The sequence below is a fragment of the uncultured Jannaschia sp. genome (genome assembly GCF_947494025.1).
GTDB lineage: Bacteria > Pseudomonadota > Alphaproteobacteria > Rhodobacterales > Rhodobacteraceae > Jannaschia.
The window spans coordinates 1-11,343 of sequence record NZ_CANLTQ010000049.1 but is presented as its reverse complement, the minus strand read 5'-3'; the positions used below and the strand labels follow the sequence as shown (position 1 = coordinate 11,343).

The window sequence follows — 11,343 nt, the reverse complement described above, 5'->3', positions numbered from 1 at the left end:
TTCCCCCTCTGTCATCCGTGGATCACTCCCCTGCCCAGCCTGCCGGAGCGCCGCTACCTGGAAGTGGAGATCGCCAGACCGCCCCGAAGCGTGGGAAGAATGCGACAGCGATCTGTCGGTTACAAGTTTGTTCCAATGTACGGCCGCGCACTCCAGGACCTGCTGCCTTCGTCCGGGTCAGGGCGGTTCGGCAACGCCCTGCCCAGGGCCAGCAACCGCCGCTCCGTCTCGTCCACCCCGAAGGCGGCGGCCTGCAGGGCCCGTGCCTGCAGCGGCCATTCCGACACCTCCCGCCTGGCCAGTTCCACCAGCCGCAACCGCGCCCGCCGTGTCGCCCGGCACAGGCCGTCCGAGGCCGGCGCATCGGTCTGCGGCGACGTCGTGATCTCGATGAGGCCCGTCAGGTAGTCCGCGGCCCGCCGCCGCACCTCGTCCGCCAGCGGCTGCAGCTCTTCGAGGGTTTCGTGGCTGACCTCCCGCCGTTCCTCCCGCACCGCGCGATCGAGAACGATGAGCGCGTGCCAGAGGGCTTCGACGCCCCGCACCGCCTCGCGCAATCCGGCACCGGTCCGCAGCCTCGACGAGAACCGGGTTTCCCGGACGCGCGCGCGGGCCGCCTCGAGATGCCGGAGGAACCTCGAATGCACCGCGTCCCGCTCCTGATGCTCGTCCGTCGTCACGCCCCGATCGATGAGTTCGAGCAGCGCCCGGCAATCCCGGAGCGCATCGCGCAGGGCAAGCTCCACCCGCCGCCGGCTCCGCATCGGCCAGACTAGGAAGCCGGCGGCGGCGCCAATGATCGTTCCGGTGAAGATCGCCGCGATCCGGCCGATCGTGTCGGAGAGTTCCGGCATCGGCTGAAGCGAAAGGATCGCGGCCGTCACGGTGGCGTAGCGCAAGCTCGGCCGGATCGTCACGATCGTGTTCGTGACAACCACCGCCGGGATCAGGCCCAGGAGGACCGGCCCGCCGAGCGTATATGTCGCGATCAGGCCGACGACCGCCCCGATGCTGGCGCCGCTGAAGCTGCGAAGACGCTTGAGAAGGCAAATGTAGTCCGTTGCGATGAGATCGAGGACCTTGGCAGCACCTTTGACGGATACTGGGTGTCCAGCCCCGCTGCCGTCATCCACCTCGTAAACGCGAAGGACGGGTCCTGGGATTAGTCCGCTCTGCCCCCGCGCTGCGGTCGTTCGAAATCGGCGCAGCGAACGGCTGGACGCGATCGTAGTGACCTAAATCGAACGGTTTGGGGCACCTCTCAAGAACACTGTTCAGAACCCTGAATTCCTTCTTTATGGGCATGTCCGAAAAGAACAGGGGATTTTGACGTCGTGTCCCGCGCCTTCGCCTACCTCAGGGTTTCGACCGCCGGGCAGACGAAATCCGTTCGCCGGTCCGCTTCTATCTGCACGTCGGCTGAAATGACGAAATCGGGACAAGCGTCCAGAGCGCCTCGAAAAGCAGGTCTGCTCCGACGGGGGTGCCTGCATGGGCTGGTACGCAATCTGCCTTTTGTTCGATCTTCCCGGGGTTTGGTCGTGACGATGCGCGTCCGACCGGAGGATATGAAATGGCGCCTGCTACGGGTTGTCATCGGCTGTCGCATGACCGAGCCGTTCGAGCATCGCCTGCATGGCCAGGATCTCGGCCTCCTGCGACGCGATGATGGCGCGGACGAGCGCCACGACTTCGGGGTCGTCGATCTCCGGCATCACGGCCTCTGCCATGTTGACCGCGCACTGATGATGCGGGATCATCGTCAGGAGGAGATCCGCATCCGGATCTCCGGTCGGCTCGACGTCATGCATGTCGTTCATCATCCGGTCCATGGCATCGTCGATGGTCACCTCGACCGTGCCGGGGGCCATCGTACCGTGGTCCATGCCATGCATGGGTGCGGTGTCCTGCGCCATGATCGGGCCCGTCCCCGCGGCGAGCGAAAGAACCAGGGGTATCGTCAAGGTGATCGATCTGCGTGCCACTGAAGGTCACTTCTGAAAGCGGGAACCGCCCCGACGCAGGTAAGGGCCGGACGCGGCGGTCTCGCCACGATCCGGGGAACGGGTGTCGGCGCGGGTCACGCGCTACCGCGGCGCGCCGAGATAGGGGAAGCTCATCGCGTGCTGGACGCCCAGGGTCAGGCGTGCGTCCTCCGTCCGGTCGGGGCCGAAGCCCACGCCGATCCCGGCGGATACGATGGTATGGGGCGTGATGACGTAGCGACCGCCGAGCTCGACCATGTTGAGGGCGCGGTCCTCCTCCCGGTCGGTCTCGCGGTAGAGGTCGCCGACGAGGACGAGATCGTTGGTCACGGGTTGGCTGTAGCCGATCCCGACCAGGTAGCGGTCCGTGCGCTCGGTGCCGAGCGGGTCGAAGTTGTGGATGTAGGTCGCGTTGAAATGCAGCTGGCGCGGGACGTAGGCATAGGGCGAGCCGCCCCCCGACGTGCCGAGCGAGAGTGTCGACAGAAGGCCGATCGAGGCTTCGAGTCCGCCATCCTCCCCGTCCTGACCGTAGGGTCTCTCGAGCCCCGCCGCGACGGAGAAGGCGGGCAGGGACAGCGTTTCGGTGTTGAAGTTGTAGAGCGCCTCCACCGCGACCGTGCCGCTGTCGGCGGCGCTGCCCGAGCCGAAGCGGTAGGGCGTCTCGAGCGCGATCTGGAAGTTCCGGAATGCCCCCCATTCGATGCGCGCCGCGAGCTCGGAAAGGCCGTCGCCCTCCGGGTCGTCGTTGAGGCGCGTGCCGCGGGCGAAGAGCTGGGCCTCGATGCCGTTCCGGCCGACCGGGTAGGCGTCCTCGATCACGAGGGGGAAGTTCGTCTCGAGATTGCCGTGGTCGGCGGCCTCGGCTGCGGATGTGGCGAGAAGGGCGAAGGCGAGGATCGTTTTGCGCATGGGATCTCTCTGCAGATAATGTGTTGGAAGGGCTCAGGCGGTCATGTCGATGCCGGGCACGCCGCGCATGCCGCCGTATTTCGACTGCCAGCCCCGAAGCATGGTCCGCACCATCATCTCGGGCGTCGCGCCAGGCTCCGTCGCGTCTTGCATCACCTGCATGTCGGGCACGATCCGCATGAGCGCGTCGTGCAGCGAGCCCGGATCCTCGCCGCGCTCGACGCCGAGCCGGCCGATCTTCATCAGCTGCTCCATCGCCGCACGCCGCTCCGCGGCCGAGGCGCGCGGCATCATCATCGGCATCATCTCCTGCATCATCTCCTGCATGATGCGGGACATCTCGCCTTCGGCCGAGCGCATCCAGCCGGGATAGGTCCGCGGATCGACGTTCTGCCGCGGGATCGAGAACTTCCGCGCCAGGCGCTCGTCGCCCGGCTGGTAGCTCATCGCGCGAATGACGCGGTACATCTCGTCGCGCTTCTGCCGCACGGTCCAGCCCTCGTAGGCCAGGATCGAATAGGCGATCCCGTGCAGCATGTGCAGGTTGTCGAAGATGTTTCCCGATTCCGGGCTCATCCGCGAATAGCGCGGCATGATCTCGCGCGAGAGCAGCATGCGCTGCGGACGGCGCGCCATCACCTGACGGTACATGAGGTCGACGACGGCAGGGACGGTGGCGTCCTGGCCTTCGTTGCCGCCAATCATCTGCGCCTCGTAGAGCGCCGGGTGCCACCAATGGGCCACGTAGAAGAGCGACTGGTCGCGGGGATAGAAGGTGCGGAAGAAGTTGAAGTAGGGCTTCATCATCAGCCCGGCCCGCCGCATCGTCACGTCAAGCGGCGCGACGCTGCGCGGCAGGCCGGTCGTCTGCCGGGTCAGATAATAACGCACCGTCCGGTCGGTCCAGGCCTTCTTCTCGGACCAGGGGATGCCCCGGTAGGCCATCACGTCGTAGGTCTGCTCGTGATGCATGTGGGTCCAGTCGATGGCCCGGAACAGCGTGTGCATCGCGCGCGAGACGTAGCTCGAATAATATTCCATCTTCGGCTCGGTGCGCGGCGGCTCGCGCAGCCAGCGTGCGGCCTCGGCCTCGAAGCTGCGGTCGACGGCGGCGTGGTCGGCGAGCGGGGTGAGCTGCAACAGGTCGTGCTGCTTGGAATGGAAGAAATGCATGCCCGCGCCAATCCGGTAGGCCCGGTTGTGCCGGTGGAAGAGGGCGAGGTTGTAGGGCCCGCGCAGGAAGGACACGCCGTTGCGCTGCTCCGCCAGCGCGGGCGCGGCGCCGAGCGCCGTGCCGGCCAGCGCGGCGAGTCCGCCGGCGATGAGGTCTCGTCTGCTTGGTCCGTTCATGCTGTCGCTCCTGTCGGTGGGAGGGAAGTGCGCCCGGGTCCCTTGTGCAGGGAGACGTCCCCGGCCCGGGGATCAAGATCGAGTACGTTTGGGGACGAACCGTCCGCCCCGGGGTCGCGGCGCGAGCAGGCCTTGTCGCGGCAAGCTCCGACCGTGTCACCGGGTGGCCATGGCATCGTGGCGGCTGGCGCGGACACGCCAATCCAGTCGGCGACCCGGACCCATTCACCTTGCTTTGGCGGGCCGTTCAGATCGAGATAGGCGTCGAGCCGGTCCGAGAGCCGCAGAAGCCGGAGCACTTCGACCCTCGCGCGCAAGGCTTGCACTTCACGGGCTGCGTCGGCGAGCGCGCTTGCCGCTGGCGACGTACCGAGCCTGTCTCGGATCGCCGCGGCGGCCCGGGCGGCGACGCAGGCGTCCGTCTCGCATACCGCATCGCAATGAGTGGCGTTGGCAAAGAGTGAGGCGAGGGCCACGACGTCGCCCGCGCCTGAGACATGGAGCGTGAGCGCGCCGCCATCGGCGAGTGCCCGGCGCAGCGCGACGCGACCGTCACGCACGAGAAAAAGGGACTGGACCGGATCACCGCGTCGGAACAGGGCCGCGCCCGCAGGGAAGCTGCGTTCGGGGGCACCGCCGAATATCTCGGACCACGGATAGGACATGATTAGGATCATGTCGTCACGGACGGTTCCGTGGCAAGGAGGTGCGAATTGAACGGAGCCCCGATCATGCTGAAGTCTCTCTCCCTCTTGCTGATCCTCGCCACGCCCGTTGCCGCGCAGCACGACCACGCTTTTATGCACGGCGGCGCTTCAGAGCCTTCCACGGTCCTCACAGAACCGGGCCAGGGAGCCTTCGCCGCCCTATCGGAGGTCTTGGCCGTGCTGGAGACCGATCCCGCGACGGACTGGTCCCGCGTCGATCTCGATGGCCTGCGCGCGCATCTCGGGGACATGAACTTGCTGGCCACGCGCGCGACCGTCCGGACGGAGCGACTGCCGGACGGATTGCGCGCGATCGCCTCCGGGGACGCGGAGACGGCCCGAGCGCTTGGCCGCATGGTGCCGGCCCATGCAGGCCAGCTCGCGATGGACGATCGCTGGACCGCGCAGGGCGAGGCGACCGCGGATGGCGCGGTCCTCACGGTGAAGAGCGATAGCCCAGCAACGGTCGCGCGGATCCACGGGCTCGGGTTCTACGGCCTGATGGCGAGCCAGGACCATCACCGAGAGCACCATCTCGCCATCGCGAAGGGCGGGTCGCCGCACGGCCACTGAAGTCCGGCCCGTCCCGCATCCCTGACCTTCGGCAATATTTGCTTCGCGCCTTGTTTAGCAGCTCCAGTAGCTCGGTGAACTTCGCGCGACGATCCTCTTGGCCGCCGGTTTAGGCGGTCACTGTAACGGCTGACTCGGCAAGAACCGGTTGATCTGTTGTCGATAGGGAGACCGGATCGTTCGATTAACGATCGGCTCGTGCGTCGTTGACCCATATGCCAATGACGCATATACGGATCCCGATGACGAGATTGCAGACAGTCGTCGAGACCCCGGAGTTCCAGCGCCGTGCCAAGGCGGTCATGTCCGAGGACGAGCGAGAGGCAGCGATCCAGTTCATTGCTGCAAATCTCGAGGTCGGCATTTCGCTCGGAGGTGGACTACGGAAGGTGCGCATTCCCCGCGAGGGCGGAGGCAAGAGCGGAGGATTCAGAACCATCTACGTCTTCGGTGGCCGCCACATGCCGATCTTCCTGATCACGGTGTTCGCCAAGAACGAGAAGGACAACCTGACCAAGACCGAACAGGCCGCCGCCATCGAGCTGAGCAAGCGGATCGTGGCAAGTTATGGAGTTGGACGATGAGCGCAAACGACAGCATCACCAAGGGTCTCGAGGAGGCATTGGCTTTCGCGGAGGGGCAGGGGGGGACCGCACGGGTTCATCGGATCTCGGTCCCGGACATCGATGTGGCCGAGGTTCGCCGCCAGACCGGCCTCTCCCAGGCACAGTTTGCTCGCAGTATCGGCGTAGCGAAGGGGACCCTGCTCAACTGGGAACAGGGACGGCGCCATCCGACAGGCCCTGCACAGGTTCTCCTTGCGCTGATCTCCAAAAACCCGAGGGTCGTTGGAGAACTTCTCCGATGATCCAAAGCCTCAAGTAGCCCGCTGAACGTAAAGCCGACTTATCGGACTGTCGCGGGGACTCGGGCTCGCGGGGCGGCGATGAACGGGTAGGGGGCGAAGTGGCTGTTCGCTCAACTGGACATCCAATCTGCGACGGCCATAGCGCCGCCACCAATGCGCCAAAGACGGCATCAAGAGGTTTCACAAGCTCTGCGAGGGCGGCCGCCGAACCTAAGCTGGTGTGCTGGCGATCTTGGCAGATACCTTCGATCGGTCGTGGCGAAATCCCGCGGCGCGTAGGAGATGAACCGAAAGGTGCTCCGCACGGTGGATTTCGTTCCCGACTTGTTCTAGTTCAGCATCGATGATCGCCCTGACACTGTAGCCTCCATGACCAAGCCTTCCACTCATACCGAGTACGCGCCTCGTAACGCCAAGGTTAACGGCGCCTACTATACTCCTGATGCCGTTGCGCGATCGCTTGTTTCCTGGGCTGTCCGCGACGAGACCGAGACTATGCTTGATCCCTCCTGCGGAGACGGGCGGTTTCTCATGGGCCATGTGAAGTCGGTGGGGGTGGAACAGGATCCTGCATCGGCCGCGGTGGCGAAAGCGCGCGCGCCCGGCGCACTGATCCATGAAGGCGACTTCTTTCAGTGGGCAGTACATACAGAGGCAAGGTACGACTGCGCGGCCGGAAACCCGCCCTTCATCCGCTACCAGATCTTCAAGGGAGAAGTGCGCAAGCGTGCGTTAGAGCTCTGCAACCAGCTCGGCGCCAATTTCTCCGGGCTTGCCTCGTCTTGGGCGCCGTTTCTCGTCGCGGCCGGTAGCTTGTTGAAGTCGGGAGGTCGTATGGCCTTCGTCGTCCCGGCCGAAATCGGACATGCTCCATATGCGGCACCGCTGCTGGAATGGCTGACGGGACGGTTTGCACGGGTGCAGATCGTGGCCGTGCGAGAGAAATTGTTTCCAACGCTCTCGGAGGACTGCTGGCTACTCTATGCGGAAGGGCAGGGGGGGCAGACGGACCATATCGAGATGACTGTCCTTGATCGCTTCAAGGCGTGCAACGCGCCGCCTCGACCCGATCTGCGTATTTCGATGGCGGACTGGCGCGGGATCTGGAACCGGCGCCTGCGACCGTTTCTGATGGCCGGTCGGCACCGAGAGCTCTACCGAGCTTCGATCGAAGCGGAGGGAACCCGGCGTCTGTCCGAGACCGCCTCGGTCGGGATTGGCTATGTCAGTGGTGCCAACAGTTTCTTCCATCTGCGCCGGTCCGATGTCGCGGCGTGGGGTATTCCACGTGCGCTCCTGCAGCCAGCAATCCGCAACGGACGGGCGCTTCCCGCTTCAGTGCTGACCAAGGCGGATGTGACACGGCTGGAACAAGAGGATGCACCGATCTTTCTTCTGCGGCTTACGCGGGGGATGAAGCTTCCCGCCGGAGTGCGTCGGTATCTCGACAGCGCTGCCGCCCAAGAGGCGAAAACTGCGTACAAATGTCGCATGCGGGATCCTTGGTACGCAGTGCCGGACGTGAAGACGCCTGACTACTTTCTGACCTACATGTCAGGGCGCCAAATCGGGCTCGTGCGCAACGAGGCAAAGGCGACCTGTCCCAACACGCTCCACTGCGTGAGCTTTCGCGATGCTTCCGGAGCGACTGACTTGCATGCCGCCCGACGAACACCGTTCTTCCAGCTCAGCTGTGAGATCGAAGGCCATCCCCTGGGTGGAGGCATGCTGAAGCTGGAGCCCCGCGAAGCCGGCCGGATCGCCCTACCGTCCGCCGGGACGCTTAGCCGGCTGGATGCTGAGCTTGCCGGAGAGGCGGTTACAGAGCTGCAGCGCTGGCGGCACTATACCGCAGATCAGCGTCGCCTTCGCGCCTGAGGACCACGGCATGGCAAAGAGCGAAACACTTACATCCAAAGCGTGGCCTCTCTTCGATCACATCGTGGCCGAGGCGGCGCCGGACGGCGAGCACAGCAATCCTTGGGAGCGTAGTGAGGCCGGTCAAGTTCACTTCGTGCCGGACTACGACGTCCTGCGCAAGCTGCTCGGCGTCCCTCTGCACCTTGGAGCCCCAACCCAATCAGGGATCCCCGCTCTCGCGCTCGACGTGTGGCTCAGCTACGAGCTGCGCCGGGCCGGCTTCGTCTCTGACCAAGTCTGGCCGCGGCCCCAGCATCCGCGGATCCTGCCGCTGCCGGTAGTGAATTTCCTCGCGTCGCTTCCGAAGCGTGAACGGCTTAAGCTGGAGGAGCGCATTGCGTCGAGAGCCACGATCCGTGGCGTTACGTCTTCCAGTGCCTCGATCCTGGGGAAGAACTACTCCAAGCAGGTCGACGTCATCATGACGGATTGGCCCACAGGTCCCGAGCTGCTTATCTCAACAAAGCGCATGGACTCCTCGTTCGGTAAGAACGCCCCGAACAGGATCGAGGAGTCCTACGGGGACGCGAAAAACCTTAGGCTACGCCACCCGATCGCGGCGCTCGGTTTCCTCTTCGGCCTTCGCTCAACGATCCTACAGGAGGAGCCGGACACCGCCGCTTGGCTGCTTGACCAGATCGGCAAGCTCGGCCGTGCGGACGATGCCTACCATTCTACCTGCGTCGTCCTGATCGAATACGGGGAAGAGCTCGCGGCAGCTGACGAAGGCTCCGAACCAGAGGACGAGATCGAGGAGCCCGGCCCCGACGAAGACGATCACGCGTTGCCAGATGAAGACGCCGAAGATGAAGCAGTGGCGCAGGTAGTCGTGAGCCTTCCTGCCGTCGAGGTACTCACGGACCGCGTGCCGGAACATCTCGATCCGGCCGGCTTTCTGGCGAAGCTCGTAACACATGTGCTTAGCAATACGCCGGTGAACATGCACCGAGAGGCACGACAACGAGTTGTCTCAGCTCAGGTCGCGACCTAGGCTTCGTTCTGAACTCTCGCAAAGCCGATCCTCAGGTCAATCCCATGCCTACACGCTCCGCCACAAGGATGGATCGCAGCCTTCGCCGCGGCCTCTCCTCAAAGCGGGACGGGCCGCCTTTGAACTGCGTCGGGCGAAGTGTGGATATTAATACAGATGGCATGACCATTTGTGGCGCTCCTTGCTGCTGGCAGGATTGCTGCTGAGCGATCGCAGGTCGCGCTCCTTTTCGGCCTGCTGGTGAGGAGTCAGAGATGGAAAGCTATCAGGCCTTTGTGGGACTGGATGTCCACAAGGATGGGATAACCGTTGCAGTCAAGGATGCAGGTCGCGACGGCGAGATCCGCAAAGTCGGCGCGATCGACAATACGCCGGACGCTGTCGCGCGACTGGTTCGGAAGCTGGTGCATCGGCACGGCAGCATCGAGGTCACCTATGAGGCGGGACCTTGCGGATACGGCATCTACCGGCAGCTCGCCGAGATGGGCATCGCCTGCAAGGTCGTGGCGCCAAGTCATACGCCCAAACGGCCAGGCGACAGAGTGAAGAACGACACCCGCGATGCCATGATGCTTGCTCGTCTTCTACGATCGGGGGAACTCACTTTTGTCTGGGTCCCTGACGCGACGCATGAGGCGATGCGAGACCTGGTGCGAGCGCGTCAGGTTGCGTCGCAGGACGTGCGGGCAGGACGATCTCTCATTCGAATGTTCCTTCTCAAACACGGCCTTCGTCGTGCCGGTAAGGTCTGGACGCTGAAATATCGGAGCTGGCTCGGGGCGCTGGCCTTTGAACACCCCGCCCAGAAACTTGCCCTACAAAGCTATATCAACCGGCTGGAACATGCTGAGGCACGAAAATCGGAGGTCGAACAGCAGATCGCCGACTTGGTCCCCAGCTGGGCCTTGGCGCCGGTTGTCCATGCCCTTCAGGTCTTCAAAGGAGTGGGCCTTGTCGTCGCGGTGACGCTCGCCGCGGAGATCGGCGATTTCTCCCGCTTCGCGACCCCTCGAAAACTGATGGCGTATCTCGGTCTTGTACCTGGCGAACATTCGAGTGGTGGCAAGTTCCGTTCCGGAGGCATCACCAAGGCGGGCAACACGATTGCTCGGGCCATGCTCGTGGAAGCCGCCTGGGCTTATCGTTGGCCCCCGAAAGTCGGCGCGATGCTTTTGCGCAAGCGCGAGCCATATGCGCAGGAGCTGAAGGATGTCGCCTGGAAGGCCCAAGTTCGGCTGAACAGACGATTCCGCCGGCTCGAGGGCCGAGGAAAGCGAAGCAATGTCGCGGCAACGGCCGTCGCCCGCGAACTGGTCGGTTTCATCTGGGCAATCGCCATCCGCACGACCCCCAAGCCTGCGTGACCCGCCATCACACGAGTTGCTGGAGGGCTGGGCGCCGGGCGCGGCAGGAGGCAGACCTTCGATCCAGAATTTGGATCCGAGTTCCTCTCGGACATCCGACAGCAGAATGAACGAAGGCCTCTGACGCTTTTCATCCTGGGGCACCAATCCCCGCATCGGAGTTTGAGCAATCGTCGGACAAGCCCGGTGTCCTGCCTTCCAGCAGTTCGTGTTCGAGCACATCGCATTGACCGACTTCGCAGCCGGCCAAGCGAGAAGGTGCGCCCGAATGTTTGACAAATGGTCATCGGAATTCTTGAGACTATTGGCCATATCGTTAAGCGCAGTTGGCCGCCGCCGATGAGACACTCGCGCTGATGGGGCGTAACAGTGCTCTACCAGCGCCGCCGCCGGTTCCCTCCTCAGTCGACGGGCATCAACGTGCTGTCGTTCCCGATTATCGATCGACAGATACCGAGGGCATTGACGCGGTAGAGCGCTCGATCCGCAGCCAGCGCAACTTCCTCGAAGGACTGGCCGGAACGCCGCGGGCCGCAGGAAGGGCCGACGCTCCCCGTCACCTTCACGGCCGTCTCGGCATCGCCTGGCCGGCCAGAGTCGGTAGTGTCCCGAGAGATGGTGTAGGAACTGGCGTCCACCTGCTTCTTCATAGCGGGTGTCGTTCGTTCACTGA

At 64.2% G+C, this 11,343-nt stretch carries 12 protein-coding genes; 6 read left to right on the top strand and 6 right to left on the bottom strand.

From position 1 onward, the window contains the following. Nucleotides 1-119: 119 nt before the first annotated feature. The 5 genes from Q1B08_RS20175 to Q1B08_RS20155 form a co-directional block, all read right to left on the bottom strand. Nucleotides 120-1,133: an FUSC family protein gene (locus tag Q1B08_RS20175; protein ID WP_299822840.1), complete on the bottom strand. Its 1,014-nt coding sequence runs from the start codon at nt 1,131-1,133 to the stop codon at nt 120-122. Nucleotides 1,134-1,583: 450 nt separating this feature from the next. Beyond that, nucleotides 1,584-1,964: a DUF305 domain-containing protein gene (locus Q1B08_RS20170; protein ID WP_299822838.1), complete on the bottom strand. Its 381-nt coding sequence runs from the start codon at nt 1,962-1,964 to the stop codon at nt 1,584-1,586. A gap of 123 nt (nt 1,965-2,087) precedes the next feature. Further along, nucleotides 2,088-2,897: a hypothetical protein gene (locus tag Q1B08_RS20165; protein ID WP_299822835.1), complete on the bottom strand. Its 810-nt coding sequence runs from the start codon at nt 2,895-2,897 to the stop codon at nt 2,088-2,090. Between the two features lie 33 nt (nt 2,898-2,930). Next, nucleotides 2,931-4,247 carry a hypothetical protein gene (locus Q1B08_RS20160; RefSeq protein ID WP_299822832.1) on the bottom strand — a complete coding sequence of 439 codons (1,317 nt, stop codon included), beginning with the start codon at nt 4,245-4,247 and terminating at the stop codon, nt 2,931-2,933. Further along, a complete protein-coding gene (locus Q1B08_RS20155) occupies nt 4,244-4,912 on the bottom strand; it encodes a cyclic nucleotide-binding domain-containing protein (protein ID WP_299822829.1) in 669 nt (222 codons plus the stop codon). The genes Q1B08_RS20160 and Q1B08_RS20155 overlap by 4 nt, the downstream gene beginning before the upstream one ends. A 66-nt stretch (nt 4,913-4,978) precedes the next feature. On the opposite strand from Q1B08_RS20155, the gene Q1B08_RS20150 reads away from it, so the two are divergent. The 6 genes from Q1B08_RS20150 (at nt 4,979) to Q1B08_RS20125 (ending at nt 10,670) form a co-directional block, all read left to right on the top strand. Further along, nucleotides 4,979-5,527 carry a hypothetical protein gene (locus tag Q1B08_RS20150; protein ID WP_299822826.1) on the top strand — a complete coding sequence of 183 codons (549 nt, stop codon included), beginning with the start codon at nt 4,979-4,981 and terminating at the stop codon, nt 5,525-5,527. Nucleotides 5,528-5,769: 242 nt separating this feature from the next. Next, on the top strand, nt 5,770-6,111 hold the full coding sequence (locus Q1B08_RS20145) for a type II toxin-antitoxin system RelE/ParE family toxin (protein WP_299822823.1): 342 nt from the start codon (nt 5,770-5,772) through the stop codon (nt 6,109-6,111). Then, nucleotides 6,108-6,395, top strand: coding sequence for a helix-turn-helix domain-containing protein (locus Q1B08_RS20140; protein WP_299822822.1), 288 nt, complete (start codon nt 6,108-6,110; stop codon nt 6,393-6,395). Before Q1B08_RS20145 ends, Q1B08_RS20140 begins: the two co-directional genes overlap by 4 nt. Before the next feature lie 369 nt (nt 6,396-6,764). Beyond that, nucleotides 6,765-8,273 carry an N-6 DNA methylase gene (locus Q1B08_RS20135; RefSeq protein WP_299822820.1) on the top strand — a complete coding sequence of 503 codons (1,509 nt, stop codon included), beginning with the start codon at nt 6,765-6,767 and terminating at the stop codon, nt 8,271-8,273. Nucleotides 8,274-8,283: 10 nt separating this feature from the next. After that, nucleotides 8,284-9,306 carry a hypothetical protein gene (locus Q1B08_RS20130; protein WP_299822816.1) on the top strand — a complete coding sequence of 341 codons (1,023 nt, stop codon included), beginning with the start codon at nt 8,284-8,286 and terminating at the stop codon, nt 9,304-9,306. A gap of 254 nt (nt 9,307-9,560) precedes the next feature. Beyond that, nucleotides 9,561-10,670 (top strand): IS110 family transposase, encoded by a 1,110-nt coding sequence (locus Q1B08_RS20125; protein ID WP_299822813.1) that lies wholly within the window; start codon nt 9,561-9,563, stop codon nt 10,668-10,670. Between the two features lie 401 nt (nt 10,671-11,071). Here Q1B08_RS20125 and Q1B08_RS20120 read toward each other — a convergent pair. Beyond that, on the bottom strand, nt 11,072-11,343 hold a 272-nt coding region (locus Q1B08_RS20120), incomplete at its 5' end, for a hypothetical protein (protein WP_299822810.1).

What these genes read in the sequence shown, in the direction of transcription:
- Q1B08_RS20165 (WP_299822835.1), bottom strand. Translation starts at nt 2,897, where the DNA reads ATGCGCAAAACGATCCTCGCCTTCGCCCTTCTCGCCACATCCGCAGCC.
- Q1B08_RS20155 (WP_299822829.1), bottom strand. Translation starts at nt 4,912, where the DNA reads ATGTCCTATCCGTGGTCCGAGATATTCGGCGGTGCCCCCGAACGCAGC.
- Q1B08_RS20150 (WP_299822826.1), top strand. Translation starts at nt 4,979, where the DNA reads ATGCTGAAGTCTCTCTCCCTCTTGCTGATCCTCGCCACGCCCGTTGCC.
- Q1B08_RS20130 (WP_299822816.1), top strand. Translation starts at nt 8,284, where the DNA reads ATGGCAAAGAGCGAAACACTTACATCCAAAGCGTGGCCTCTCTTCGAT.
- Q1B08_RS20125 (WP_299822813.1), top strand. Translation starts at nt 9,561, where the DNA reads ATGGAAAGCTATCAGGCCTTTGTGGGACTGGATGTCCACAAGGATGGG.
- Q1B08_RS20135 (WP_299822820.1), top strand. Translation starts at nt 6,765, where the DNA reads ATGACCAAGCCTTCCACTCATACCGAGTACGCGCCTCGTAACGCCAAG.
- Q1B08_RS20160 (WP_299822832.1), bottom strand. Translation starts at nt 4,247, where the DNA reads ATGAACGGACCAAGCAGACGAGACCTCATCGCCGGCGGACTCGCCGCG.
- Q1B08_RS20140 (WP_299822822.1), top strand. Translation starts at nt 6,108, where the DNA reads ATGAGCGCAAACGACAGCATCACCAAGGGTCTCGAGGAGGCATTGGCT.
- Q1B08_RS20145 (WP_299822823.1), top strand. Translation starts at nt 5,770, where the DNA reads ATGACGAGATTGCAGACAGTCGTCGAGACCCCGGAGTTCCAGCGCCGT.